Genomic DNA, 13,551 nt, shown 5'->3' with positions numbered 1-13,551 from the left:
CTGGGTTCGCAGCGGACAGCCGGTTGTCGCAGCGGCGACCCTTCGATAGGTCGCTCCCCTGGATCAAGTCCAGCGGCTTCTCAGGGTGAGGTCATCTCATAAATCCAGTCGTCATCCCGGCCGATCGTGGGATGACGGATATTTAACACTACCGATACCCTCGCCCTGAGCGGCGCCGGCTCAAGGCCGGAGCGCGTCGACGGGCCGGGCAGCGCACCCAGACCTTTAGCTGTCCATCTCGCCGCCCTTCGGCGCCTGATGGTCGAAATCGCGGTCCGCCGGCACCGGGCCGAGCATCCGGTCCTGCACGTCGTCGCGGCGCAGGCGGGTGTCGGTGTGCGGGCGCGGGAAGGCGATGCCCGCGGCGCGCAGGCGTTCGGCCACGCCGAAATGCAGATCGTTGGTCACCGTCAGGAAGTTGTTGATGTCGATCAGATAGACCCGGAGCTGCAGCCGCATCGCCACGTCGTCGAAGCCGTGGAAATACAGGTACGGCTCTGGCCATGTGGCGACCATCGGGTGTTCGGAGGCGACGTCGAGCAGGATGTCGCCCACCTTCTTCGGATCCTCGCCGTAGCTTACCGGCACGGCGACGTCGATGCGGCCGTACTTGTCCTTGTGGGTGTAGTTGATCAGCGCCGAGGTGATCAGCTCGGAGTTCGGGATGATCACTTCCGAGCGCTGGAAGGTCTGGATCTCGGTGGCGCGCACGTTGATGCGCTTCACCGTGCCCTCGAAGGCACCGATCTTGATCCAGTCGCCGACCTTGATCGGCCGCTCCGCCAGCAGGATCAGACCGGAGACGAAGTTGTTCACGATCGCCTGCAGGCCGAAGCCGATACCGACCGACAGCGCACCGGCGATCAGCGCCAGATTGGACAGATCGAAACCGACCGTCGCCACCGCGGTCAGCAGCGCCAGGGTCACGCCGATATAGCCGATGCCGGCGGTAACCGAGTGCTGCACGCCGGAATCGATATGGGTATGCGGGAAGATCCGGCGCACCAGGCCGCGCTGGATCATCCGGGTGATCACCAGGGCGACGAAGAAGGCCAGGAGTCCCGCCAGCAGACTGCCCGGCGAGATCCGCACCGAGCCGACATCGAACCCCTCCAGCGCCCGCATCACGATCAGATACAGATCGCCGGCGCTCATCCCGACGATCAGGGCGATGCCGAGCATCGCGCCGGCGAAGGTCGCCAGGTCGATCAGGATGTTGAACCAGAAGATCGTGCGCGTGATCGCCGCGTCGCTGGCGCCGGCGATCCGCTGGACCCAGCGATGGGCGCGGGTGGTCGGGTCGTCGACGATGCCGCCGAGGTCGCGTACCAGGCCGCGCGCCATGATCAGGGCCAGGGCGAGGAAGCTGACGTCGATCAGCTTGGACAGCAGCCAGATCGCGGCCTCGCTGTAGCCGATCAGGGCGAAGGCGACGCCCGAGACGGCGACCAGGATCAGGAGCCAGCGGATCACGGTGCCCGGATCGATGCCGGTCCGGGCGTCGTCGGACTCGTCCTCCCCGTCGGCGGCCTGGGCCTGCGGTTCCCAATAGTCCCGGCGCAACAGGGCCAGCAGGTTGGTGGCGATCAGCACGCTGAAGACGAGCGCGAAGCCCGAGCGCAGTTCCGGCGAGATGTTCAGGTTCTGCGCCACCTCGATCAGGAACAGCGCGACATGCAGGGTCGTCAGCAGGATCAGCGACCGGCGCCAGATGACCGAGACCGACTCGTCCGGAATGTCGGGCAGGCGCCAGGGCGTGTTGTGCGGCGCCAGGGCGGCGCGGATCAGTCCGGTCAGCAGCAGGAACCGCACCAGCGCTTCCTGGGCGGAGACCAGGACGATGGTGGCGAGCCCCGAGGTGACCGCGAGCTGTTCGATCACGAAGACCGGGGCGGCGATCAGCGCGGCCGGAGCAAGTCCGCGCGAGATGGCGACGACGATGGCGGCCAGCACCCTGCGCGAATAGGACGTCGGCTCGCCATGGGGGCCGAAGCGGCGCTCCAGCCAGAACAGGGAGGCGAGCCAGACCGCCAGGGCGATGACCGTCACCGTAATCAGCGGCGGAAGCGCCGACAGGCTGCGCTCGAGTCCCCGGCTCAGATCCATGAGCGGGGCGGAGATGATCCGTGCCAGCACGTCCAGCCCGTCGCGCAGCCCGGTCAGGAGCACCTCCGGGCGCAGCGGCGTGGGATACTGGGTGAACAGCCGCTCGCGCAGCTCCGCGACCCGGGCGACGCCGATCTGCTCGACCAGCTGGTCGGCCAGCTCGATCAGCAGGCCGATCTCCTTGTGCCGGCCCTCGACCTCGCGGATGCGCTCGGTCAGCTCGCCGCGTCGCCGCAGGACCGCGTCCGGCTCCAGCCCGTCTTCGGGGGGCGGGCCCAGGGAGTCGAGTTGGGCATGGAGCTGCGAGATCTGGGCGTCGAGCTGCCGCCGGCGCTCCTCGATCACCGCCTTGGTGTCGACGATCTGGGTACGGATGACCGCGAGCTGCTCCTGGCTGAGATCGGCGCGGCCGCCGATCAGCCGGAACACCTCCAGCGCCTGTTCCCAGCGCGCGATATCGCCGTCGGTTTCTTCCAGGACATGGTCGGTGTCGGGCGCCGGGGACGGCCCGAGCGAGCGCGTGATGGTGTCCTGCAGGCTGCTCGTGGAGGGGGGGCTGGCCGGCTGGGCGTGGACGTTCCCGGCTGCGAGGCTCCACGCCACGGCCGCAAGGACGGAGCCGACAAGGAAGGCGGAGCGCAACATAGGGGGCGATGTGCCATGGCACGCGCTTGCGCACAAGCGGCGTCTGGACGAGCCTGGGCGGCAACAAGAAAAGGGGGAGGCGGATGACGGATCGGATCGCCATCGTCGGCTGCGGCTATTTCGCGGCGTTTCATCACGAGGCCTGGGCCCGGATGCCGGGCGTGGAGGTCGTCGCGGTCTGCGACCGGGAGCCCGCGAAGGCCGAGGCGGTGCGCGCGGCCCATCATCCCGCCGCCACGGTGTTCGACGACGTGGCGCGGATGCTGGACGAAACCGGTCCAAGCCTTGTCGACATCGTCACCCCGCCGGCCACCCATGCGCCGCTGGTCGCGCTCTGCGCCGCGCGCGGGATCGACGTGATCTGCCAGAAGCCGCTCGCGCCCGACCTGGAGGCCGCGCGCCGGCTGGTGGACGAGGCCGAGTCCGCCGGGATCCGGCTGGCGGTGCACGAGAACTTCCGGTTCCAGCCCTGGTTCCGCGAGGCCCGGCGGCTGATCGACGGGGGCCGGTTCGGAGCGCTGCATTCGGTCGCCTTCCGGATGCGGCCGGGGGACGGGCAGGGGCCGCGCGCCTATCTCGACCGGCAACCTTATTTCCAGAAAATGGACCGCTTCCTGGTGCACGAGACCGCTGTGCACCTGATCGACACCTTCCGCATGCTGATGGGCGAGGTCGCCACCCTCTATGCCGACCTGCGGCGGATCAATCCGGCGATCGCCGGCGAGGATGCCGGCTACATTCTGCTGGGCTTCGAGACCGCGGCGACCGGGCTGGTGGACGGCAACCGGCTGAACGACCACGTCGCCGAGAACACGCGCCTGACCATGGGCGAGATGTGGCTGGAGGGCGAGGGCGGCGTGCTGCGGCTCGACGGGTCCGGAGGCCTGCACTGGAAACCCCATGGCGGGACCGAGGCGGAACACGGCTATGCCTGGCAGAACCGGGGCTTCGGCGGCGACTGCGTCTTCGCCACCAACGCCCATATCGTGGAGGCCTGGCGCGCCGGCGCGGCGGCGCAGAACGAGGGCCGGGCCTATCTGCGCAACATGGAACTGGTGGACGCGGCCTACCGCTCCAGCGAGGCCGGACGCCGGCTGGACGTCCGGACCGTCAGCTGAGCCGCCAGATCCCGATCGGGTGGGAGAGGCCGCGCAGGGTGCGGTCGCCCAGGTTCTGCGCCGCCGCGGGCGGATCCCCGGCGCCCTCGACCGTCACCGCGCTGGCCAGCGCCACCACCTCGCCCTGCGGATCGACCTCCTTGCCGAGCTGCTCGATCCGGTTGGCCACGTTCACCGGGTCGCCCACCAGGGTGTAGTTGATCCGGCCCGGCGCGCCGATATTGCCGACGACGACGGTGCCGGAATGCAGGCCGATGCGGATCCTGACCGGCGGCTCGCCGGCCGCCGCGCGCACCTCGTTCTCGGCGTGCACGGCCCTGGCGATGGCCTGGGTGGCCCGGATGGCGCGGGCGGCGTGATCCTCCTGCCGGCTGGGCGCGCCCCAGAAGGCCATGACGCTGTCGCCGATATACTTGTCGATGGTGCCGTCCTCGGCCTCCACGCAGCGGGCGACCAGCGAGAAATGCGCGTTCAGAAGCTCGGAGATCTCGCCGGCGCCCTTGTTCTCCGACAGGGTCGTGAAGCCCGAGATGTCGGTGAACATCACCGTCACCTCCCGGCTGCGCGTCGGAAAGCCGTCGGTCTGGGAGGCGTCCATCAGCCGCTTGACCAGGCGGCGCGGCACGTAGATCTCGAACCAGCGCAGGGCGCCCACCATGCTGTGGAAGGCGGCGGACGCGTCGCGCAGCTCGGCGACGGTGGTCTCCGGCGCGTCAGGAATGGAGTCCAGATCCAGGCGGCGGATGCTGTCGGAGGCGAGCGCCAGGGCGGTGACCGGCTGGCGCACCGACTGGGCGACCCGCCACAGCAGGAACAGGGTGAGCGCGAGCACGGCGCCGCCGGCGATCAGGATGGCGTAGAGCCGGGTGAACAGGATCTCCGAGCTCTCGGTGCTCGCGGCAACGCCTACGGTCCATTCCAGCGGCAGGACGGCGGGAAGATGCTGGGTGATGATGGCGTATTCGACGCCGTCGACCTCCACGATCGCGGTCTTCAGCCCCTCCAGACCGCGCAGCAGGCTGGTGTCGCGGGAATCGCCGCGGATGAACGCGGCGAGCACCTCGTCGCCCAGCTCCTCGGCGGTCGGCGTCGCGCTGCGGTGCTCGTCGAACCGATTGATGTGCGGGTCGTGGTGGGCGACCACATGGTTGCTGGAGTCGAGCAGGAAGGCTCGGACCGACGGGCTGGACAGCCGGGCCAGGAAGGTGGAGAGGTCGCCCGTGGTGATGCCGCTGGCGACGAAGCCGAGCACCTCGCCATTGGCCCGGATCGGATACTGGGCGACGACGATGGCGTGGCCGATATCGGCGGCCCAGACCGGGTCGCTCCACGTCACGCCGTCGACCCGGGTGCGGGCCTCGAAGCCTTCCGGGGTGATCCCGAGATCCTTCCAGGTCCCGCGCGCGACCAGATCGTTGCGGCCGACGCGGATCGTGCGGCCGTCCTTCAGCACGATGGCGGTGCCGCGGATCTGCGGCATGGCGGCCATGGTCAGGCGGATCCGGTCGATATCGGCGGAGCGGAAATCGAAATTCTCGCTGGCGATCATGTCGGCGACGACACGGGCATGATCCTCGGCCGGGCGGAGGTGAGTCGCGGTGCGGGTGGCGACCACGGCCATGACCTCCGACACCCGCTCGCGGATCAGGTCGACGGTGTTCCGGCCGGCGGCGATGAAGCCGGTGGCGAGGACGATCACCAGGGACAGGGTGACCAATGTGCCGACCCCGCCGAGCAGCAGCCAGGCGATCGGAACGCTGCGCGGACGCAGTACGGGTTTTTTGCGCGAGAACATCGGATACGTCCATAAGCGCCCGACAGCGCGCCGTCCAGCCCCACGCCGTTGCGGTCGGCGCCGAGCCTATGCGTGGCGATGGCCGAGCCTTTACTTGATGACAGCCCGCCCGGGGTTTATCTAGCGCCGGTCTCTACACCGAGCGGAAATGTCCATGCCCAGCCTGGCCGAGGAAGTGGACCGGCGCCGCACGTTTGCGATCATTTCGCATCCGGACGCCGGCAAGACGACGCTGACCGAAAAGCTGCTGCTGTTCGGAGGCGCGATCCAGTTGGCCGGCGCGGTCAAGGCCCGCGGCGAGCGCCGGCGTGCGCGCTCGGACTGGATGAAGGTCGAGCAGGAGCGCGGCATCTCGGTGGCGTCCTCGGTGATGACCTACGAATATCTGGGCCGGACCTTCAACCTGCTGGACACGCCGGGCCACGAGGATTTCTCCGAGGACACCTATCGGACCCTGACCGCCGTCGACAGCGCGGTCATGGTGATCGACGCCGCCAAGGGCATCGAGGCGCAGACCCGCAAGCTGTTCGAGGTCTGCCGCCTGCGCGACGTGCCGATCGTCACCTTCGTCAACAAGCTGGACCGCGAGGGCCGGGACCCGTTCGAGCTGCTGGACGAGGTCGAGCAGACCCTGGCCCTCGACGTCACCCCGGCGAGCTGGCCGATCGGCATGGGGCAGCGCTTCAAGGGCTGCTACGACCTGATCCACGACCGGCTGATCCTGGTGGAGCGCGGCAACAACGACCGCCCGGCCGAGGGCATCCAGTGCAACGGTCTGGACGATCCGAAGCTCGACGAGCTGCTGCCGGCCGATCTGGTGACCGAGCTGCGCGAACAGGTGGAGATGGCGCGCGGCCTGTGCCCGGAATTCGACCTGGAGGCGTTCCGACAGGGCACCATGACGCCGGTCTATTTCGGCAGCGCGCTGAACAATTTCGGCGTGCGCGAGCTGCTGGAGGGGGTGGCGGACTACGCGCCCTCGCCGCGCCCGCAGCCGGCGGTCGAGCGCTCGATCTCCCCGGCGGAGGACAAGGTCTCGGCCTTCGTCTTCAAGATCCAGGCGAACATGGACCCCAAGCATCGCGACCGCATCGCCTTCGTGCGGCTCAGCTCCGGCCATTTCAAGCGCGGCATGAAGCTGAAGCACGTGCGCAGCGGCAAGATGATGACCATGCACAACCCGGTGCTGTTCCTCGCCCGCGACCGCGAGGTGGCGGAGGAGGCCTGGCCGGGCGATATCATCGGCATCCCGAACCACGGCAACCTGCGGATCGGCGACACCCTGACCGAGGGCGAGGACCTGCACGTGAAGGGGATCCCCAGCTTCGCCCCGGAACTGCTGCAACGGGTCCGGCCGACGGATCCCATGAAAATGAAACACTTGTCGCGCGCCGTTGAGCAATTGGCTGAAGAAGGTGCCGCCAAGGCTTTCAAGACCCGCCTGGGCAGCCAGTGGATCGTCGGCGTGGTCGGCGCCCTGCAGTTCGAGGTGCTGGCCGATCGCATCCGCACCGAGTACGACGTGCCGGTGACCTTCGAGACCGCGGGTCTTCATACCGCGCGCTGGCTGGCGGCGGACGATCCGGCGGAGCTGAAGAAGTTCATCGACGCCCACCAGGGCGATCTGGCCGAGGACCATGACGGCGACCCGGTCTTCCTGGCCCGCAACGGGTGGCATCTGAACCACACGGCGGAGACCTGGCCGAAGCTGCGGCTGCTGGCCACCAAGGAGCCGGCGACCTGAGCGCTCCGGCGCACCGGATCGGGGCGTCATAAAATCGCATAGCGCCGCGGGTTAAGTGTGTTGTCGGGATTATGGGTTGGAGGCATGCTGCGGCCATGAGCGACGCGACCGTTGAAAGTTTTCTCGACCGGACCCTGCGCAACCTCCGCGGTGCGTGGGAGGACATCTCCGTCTCCACCCGCCACTACTGGACCGGCGCGCCGCGCCCGGACCTGCCGACCGACGATCTTGAGAAGATCCGGGGCCAGATGTCGGACTGCCTGTCGGACAAGGGCGGCGAGGTCACGGCCCGGGTTCGGGCCGCCGATCTGGGTCGGTCCTATCTGTCCCTGAACCAGACCGGACGCCATCGCTTCCTGTCGCTGCTGGCGACCGAGTTCGGCGCCGACCACGTGGCGGTCGACACCGCCATCGCCAAGCTGCGCGAGGCCAAGGACGAGGAAGGCCGCCGACGGGCCGAACGGTCCCTGCGGACGGCGCTGGTTCCGCGCTGGCGCACCCTGCTGCGGCGCTTCACCGCCCTGCCGGAAGGGGTGAAGTTCCTGGTCGACCTGCGCGCCGAACTCATCCCCTTCGCCCGCGAGACACCGGAACTGGCCGATCTCGACGGCGACCTGAAGGATCTGCTGGCCGCCTGGTTCGACGTCGGGCTGCTGGAGATGAAGCGCATCACCTGGAGCGCGCCGGCCGCCCTGCTGGAGAAGCTGATCGCCTACGAGGCGGTGCACGCCATCCGCTCCTGGGAGGATCTGAAGAACCGCCTGGACAGCGACCGCCGCTGCTTCGCGTTCTTCCATCCCAACATGCCGGACGAGCCGTTGATCTTCGTCGAGGTCGCGCTGGTCAGCGGCATGTCGGACAACGTCCAGACCCTGCTCGACGAGGATGCGCCGTCCAGCGATCCGAGGAACGCCGACGCCGCGATCTTCTATTCGATCTCCAACGCCCAGCGCGGGCTGGCCGGGATCAGCTTCGGCAACTTCCTGATCAAGCGCGTCGTCGACGTGCTGAAGAACGAGATGCCGAACCTGAAGACCTTCGCCACCCTGTCGCCGATTCCGGGCTACCGCCGCTGGCTCAATGCCCGGCTGGAGGAGGGCGAGGGGCTGTCGCTGACCGCATCCGAGCGCAAGGCCCTGGTCCAGGTGCTGGAGCCGGGCAAGGACGTGTCCGATCTCGACCTGATCAGGGCCGGCCTGGGCGTCGACGGCTGGTGGGACGACGAGGGACTGTCGGAGGCGCTGAAAGGCCCGCTGATGCGCGGTGCGGCACGCTACCTGACGACGGAGAAGCGGCGGAGCGGCAACGGCGCAGGCGACCCGGTGGCGCATTTCCACCTGTCGAACGGCGCGCGCATGGAACGGCTGAACTGGCTGGGCGACCGCTCGGCCAACGGCTTCCGCCAGTCCTGCGGCATGATGATCAACTACCTCTACCGGCTGGCCGATATCGACGACAACCACGAGGCCTATACCGATGACGGGCGCATCGCCCAGTCCTCGCAGATCCGCAGCCTGTCCAAGGGCTGATTTCCGCCCAGGGGCCGATCTGCGCCCACGGACCGGCGCCCCCCGGCGGCGGGTGGGCGCGGTGAGGGACCTGTCTGGCCAGTGTCTGTGCGGAGCGGTCCGCTATCTGGTCGCCGATGGTTTTTCCTACGCCGCCAACTGCCACTGCGGCGATTGCCGGCGGGCGACAGGTTCGGCCTTCAAGCCCTTCGCCGGGATCGAGCGCGAGCGGTTGCGCCTGGTCGGCGGCACGGCGATGGTCATGGTCTACGGCGATACCGACGGTGCGGGACAGGCGGGCGACGTCCACTGCCGGACCTGCGGCTCCCTGTTGTTTTCGATCGTGCGCGACGGCGCCTGGGTGCATGTCGCCATGGGCACGCTGACCGACGCGCCCTCGATCCGTCCGGACAGGCACATCTTCGTCGCCTCCAAGGCGCCCTGGTACACCATCACCGACGATCTGCCCCGATATCGCGGCCATGCGGTCGCCGGCGGCCCGGACATGCCGGCCGAACAGGGCGGCTAGGCGCGCGGCGGTTACCCGGGCACGGTTGACGCCGCCCCCGCCGTCATATAGCAGTGCGCGTCCCCAATGTGGGCGCGTTTGCCCGGCGCGGGTGTGGTGGAATTGGTAGACACGCTGGATTTAGGTTCCAGTGGCGCAAGCCATGGGGGTTCAAGTCCCTCCACCCGCACCATGCGGCCAGGACGCGCGGCCCGGCGGGGAAGAGACACACTGGCCCACGCCACGAAAATGGCCCTGTTCGAGCGGGATTTTTCCTTATGCAAGTGAACGAAACCCTCAACGAGGGACTGACGCGCGAATTCACCATCACCATTCCGGCCGCGGACCTGGACGCCGAGCTGAACGGCCGTCTGGTCGAGCTCGCGCCGCAGGTGAACATGCCCGGCTTCCGTCCGGGCAAGGTGCCGCCGGCACTGCTGCGTCAGCGCTACGGCGACTCGCTGCTCGGCGAGGTGATCGAGAAGTCGGTCAACGAGAGCTCCCAGCGCGCCCTGGACGAGCGTGACCTGCGTCCGGCCTCCCAGCCGAACGTGGAGATCACCTCCTACGAGAAGGGCAAGGACCTGGAGTACAAGCTCTCGGTCGAGCTGATGCCGGAGATCGAGACCGTCGATTTCTCCACCCTGGAGCTGGAGCGGGTGGTCGCCGAGCCGAGCGACGACGACATCAACGACGCGCTGAAGCGCATGTCCGAGGGTCAGAAGGAGTCGGCGCCGATCGAGGAGGCCCGCCCGGCCGCCAATGGCGACGTCGTGGTCATCGACTTCGTCGGCAAGATCGACGGCGAGCCGTTCGACGGCGGTGCCGCCCAGGACCACCACCTGGAACTCGGCTCCAACACCTTCATTCCGGGCTTCGAGGAACAGCTCGTCGGCGCGAATGCCGGCGACGAGAAGGCGGTCACCGTCAGCTTCCCGGAGGACTACCAGGCCTCGCACCTGGCCGGTAAGGAGGCCGTGTTCGACGTCACGCTGAAGGAGATCCGCGAGCCGAAGCCGGTCGAGATCGACGACGCCTTCGCCCAGCGCTTCGGCCTGGACTCGCTGGACGCCCTGAAAGAGGCGATCGGCGAGCAGATGAAGGGCGAGTACCTGACCGCCACGCGCACCCGCATGAAGCGTCAGCTCCTCGACATCCTGGCCGATAAGCACTCCTTCGAGGTGCCGCCGAAGATGGTGGAGGAGGAGTACAAGGGCATCGTCCACCAGGTCGTCCACCATTCCGAGGGCGAAGCGGGCCATGATCACGATCATGACCACGACCATGATCATGACCACGGGCATGACCACGATCACGCGCATGATCACGACGCCGGCCACGACGCCGACGAGAAGAAGCTCAGCGAGGAGGACCGCGCCGAGTACCGCGGCATCGCCGAGCGCCGCGTGCGCCTGGGCCTGCTGCTCTCCGAGGTCGGCCGCCAGAACAACATCCAGGTGACCGACGAGGAAGTCTCCCGCGCGATCCAGGAGCAGGCCGCCCGATTCCCGGGGCAGGAGCGGTTCGTCTTCGACTACTACCAGAAGAACCCGCAGGCCCTGGCCCAGGTCCGCGCCCCGCTGTTCGAGGACAAGGTCGTCGACTTCGTGGTCGAGATGGCCAAGGTCACCGACAAGACCGTGACCGCCGAGGAACTGTTCCGCGATCCGGACGCCGAGGACGAGGCCGCGAAGAAGGCGGACGACGCCGAGAAGAAGCCGGCGAAGAAGAAGGCCGCGGCCAAGCCGAAGGCCGCATCCTCGAAGGCCAAGACGGCGTCGAAGTCGAAGAAGAAGGCGGACGATTCCGACGCCGAGGCGGATTCCGACGCCTGAGTGGAGAGCGCCGGCAACCGACGCACTGGTGCCGGCGCTTCCGACGACCCATATTAGCGGGGCGTGATAGTTAAAGGGGCTGGGCAAGAGCCCGCGACCAACCGGACGAAGGAAGAGGCACTATGGCCAACCCGGCCGAAATCTACATGAACTCCCTGGTGCCGATGGTGGTCGAACAGACCAACCGCGGCGAGCGCGCGTACGATATCTACTCACGCCTGCTCAAGGAGCGGATCATCTTCGTGATGGGCCCGGTGAACGATGCGGTCGCCAGCGTGGTCTGCGCCCAGCTGCTGTTCCTGGAGGCGGAGAACCCGACGAAGGACATCTCCATGTACATCAACTCGCCGGGCGGCGTGGTGACCTCCGGCCTGGCGATGTACGACACCATGGAGTACATCCGTCCCGACGTGTCCACGGTCTGCATCGGCCAGGCGGCCTCCATGGGCTCGCTGCTGCTGACCGCCGGTGCGACGGGCAAGCGCTACGCGCTGCCGAACGCCCGGATCATGGTCCATCAGCCGTCCGGCGGCTTCCAGGGTCAGGCGACGGATATCGAGATCCACGCCCGCGAGATCCTGTCGGTGCGTTCGCGTCTGAACGAGATCTACGTGAAGCACACGGGCCAGAAACTGGACGATATCGAGAAGGCCATGGAGCGTGACAACTTCATGACCCCGGAGGCCGCGAAGGGCTTTGGCATCATCGACGAGGTGATCGAGAAGCGCGCGAGTCCCGTGGAAGACGGCGCGGACTGACGGGTCCCGTTTGTCCTTCCGATCCGAAAAGTCGAATCCGGTTTCTCGCGGTATACCGTCGGTAAAGGGTTTTTTACTGATGGCGTGGGATATTTCGCATTGTGACTATGCGGGCCGGGTGGCTAACATAGAACCGATGGAACAGGTAAACAGGGCCGAGAACCATGAGCAAATCTGGTAGCGGCAGCGGCTCCAGCGAGTCCAAGAACACCCTCTACTGCTCCTTCTGCGGAAAGAGTCAGCACGAGGTCCGCAAGCTTATCGCGGGCCCGACGGTGTTCATCTGCGACGAGTGTGTCGAGCTGTGCATGGACATCATCCGCGAGGAACACAAGACCACGCTGGTGAAGTCCCGCGACGGCGTGCCCACCCCCCAGGACATCTGCACGGTACTGGACGATTACGTCATCGGCCAATACACGGCGAAGCGCATCCTGTCGGTGGCGGTGCATAACCACTACAAGCGGCTGGCCCACGGGGCGAAGAACAACGATGTCGAGCTGGCGAAGTCCAACATTCTGCTGATCGGCCCGACGGGCTGCGGCAAGACCCTGCTGGCGCAGACCCTGGCCCGGATCATCGACGTTCCGTTCACGATGGCCGACGCGACCACGCTGACCGAGGCCGGGTATGTCGGCGAGGATGTCGAGAACATCATTCTCAAGCTGCTGCAATCCGCCGACTACAACGTGGAGCGGGCGCAGCGCGGCATCGTCTATATCGACGAGGTCGACAAGATAAGCCGCAAGTCGGACAACCCCTCGATCACCCGCGACGTGTCGGGCGAGGGCGTGCAGCAGGCGCTGCTGAAGATCATGGAAGGCACGGTCGCCAGCGTGCCGCCCCAGGGCGGCCGCAAGCATCCGCAGCAGGAGTTCCTGCAGGTGGACACGACCAACATCCTGTTCATCTGTGGCGGCGCCTTCGCCGGGCTGGAGAAGATCATCTCCAACCGCTCCAAGGGCTCGTCCATCGGCTTCGGCGCCGATGTCCGCGCGCCGGACGACCGCCGCACCGGCGAGATCCTGCGCGGGGTCGAACCGGAGGATCTGCTGAAGTTCGGTCTCATTCCCGAGTTCGTCGGCCGTCTGCCGGTCATCGCGACCCTGGAGGACCTGGACGAAGAGGCGCTGATCGAGATCCTCACCAAGCCGAAGAACGCCCTGGTCAAGCAGTACCAGCGGCTGTTCGAGATGGAGGACGTGAAGCTCGAGTTCCGCGAGGACGCCCTGACGGCCATCGCCAAGAAGGCGATCGAGCGCAAGACCGGTGCCCGTGGCCTGCGGTCGATCATGGAGAGCATCCTGCTCGATCCGATGTACGACCTGCCGGGGGCCGACGACGTCGAGGAGATCATCATCAACGGTGATGTCGTCGCGTCCGGGGCCAAGCCGATCTTCGTCCATGGCGAACGCCGAGAGGATGCAAACGCGGGCGCGTGACCGAGAAGCCTTGATCCTCGGGGGTCCGCGCGCCACCTAATGTCCTCGTGCGCAGGGTTCATCCCCCGCCCTGTGTGACGCCAACGCATTTT

The 13,551-nt window shown here is 67.4% G+C and carries 9 protein-coding genes and 1 tRNA gene; 8 read left to right on the top strand and 2 right to left on the bottom strand.

Annotation, left to right across the window (positions count from 1 at the left end; genetic code table 11):
- Positions 1-225: 225 nt before the first annotated feature.
- Entirely contained in the window at positions 226-2,751 is a 2,526-nt protein-coding gene (locus tag G578_RS0114940; protein ID WP_028794917.1) for a mechanosensitive ion channel domain-containing protein, read from the bottom strand.
- Positions 2,752-2,834: 83 nt separating this feature from the next.
- Here G578_RS0114940 and G578_RS0114935 point away from each other — a divergent pair, with 83 nt between their 5' ends.
- The gene (locus G578_RS0114935) at positions 2,835-3,869 is read left to right on the top strand and encodes a Gfo/Idh/MocA family protein (RefSeq protein ID WP_028794916.1); all 1,035 of its coding nucleotides are present in this window, start codon (positions 2,835-2,837) and stop codon (positions 3,867-3,869) included.
- Here the strand turns inward: G578_RS0114935 and G578_RS28515 are convergent.
- Positions 3,862-5,664 (bottom strand): adenylate/guanylate cyclase domain-containing protein, encoded by a 1,803-nt coding sequence (locus tag G578_RS28515; RefSeq protein WP_051244821.1) that lies wholly within the window; start codon positions 5,662-5,664, stop codon positions 3,862-3,864. The two genes, G578_RS0114935 and G578_RS28515, sit on opposite strands and share 8 nt — an antisense overlap.
- A 154-nt stretch (positions 5,665-5,818) precedes the next feature.
- Between G578_RS28515 and G578_RS0114925 the strand changes: the two genes are divergently transcribed.
- From G578_RS0114925 to clpX, 7 genes are all read left to right on the top strand, one after another.
- Complete coding sequence (locus G578_RS0114925) at positions 5,819-7,408, top strand: peptide chain release factor 3 (RefSeq protein WP_028794915.1); 1,590 nt, start codon at positions 5,819-5,821, stop codon at positions 7,406-7,408.
- 95 nt (positions 7,409-7,503) lie between these two features.
- Positions 7,504-8,937 carry a malonyl-CoA decarboxylase domain-containing protein gene (locus tag G578_RS0114920; RefSeq protein ID WP_028794914.1) on the top strand — a complete coding sequence of 478 codons (1,434 nt, stop codon included), beginning with the start codon at positions 7,504-7,506 and terminating at the stop codon, positions 8,935-8,937.
- A 61-nt stretch (positions 8,938-8,998) separates the two neighbouring features.
- Positions 8,999-9,445: a GFA family protein gene (locus tag G578_RS0114915; RefSeq protein ID WP_211228909.1), complete on the top strand. Its 447-nt coding sequence runs from the start codon at positions 8,999-9,001 to the stop codon at positions 9,443-9,445.
- Positions 9,446-9,532: 87 nt separating this feature from the next.
- A tRNA-Leu gene (locus tag G578_RS0114910) sits at positions 9,533-9,617 on the top strand.
- Positions 9,618-9,702: 85 nt separating this feature from the next.
- Complete coding sequence (gene tig, locus G578_RS0114905; RefSeq protein ID WP_028794912.1) at positions 9,703-11,259, top strand: trigger factor; 1,557 nt, start codon at positions 9,703-9,705, stop codon at positions 11,257-11,259.
- 122 nt (positions 11,260-11,381) lie between these two features.
- Positions 11,382-12,017 (top strand): ATP-dependent Clp endopeptidase proteolytic subunit ClpP, encoded by a 636-nt coding sequence (clpP, locus tag G578_RS0114900; RefSeq protein WP_028794911.1) that lies wholly within the window; start codon positions 11,382-11,384, stop codon positions 12,015-12,017.
- A 164-nt stretch (positions 12,018-12,181) separates the two neighbouring features.
- A complete protein-coding gene (gene clpX / locus G578_RS0114895; RefSeq protein ID WP_028794910.1) occupies positions 12,182-13,459 on the top strand; it encodes an ATP-dependent Clp protease ATP-binding subunit ClpX in 1,278 nt (425 codons plus the stop codon).
- The last annotated feature ends 92 nt before the right edge of the window (positions 13,460-13,551 follow it).

The organism is Thalassobaculum salexigens DSM 19539, from assembly GCF_000423805.1.
Taxonomy (GTDB): Bacteria; Pseudomonadota; Alphaproteobacteria; order Thalassobaculales; family Thalassobaculaceae; genus Thalassobaculum; species Thalassobaculum litoreum.
This window is presented reverse-complemented; position numbering and strand designations above follow the sequence as displayed.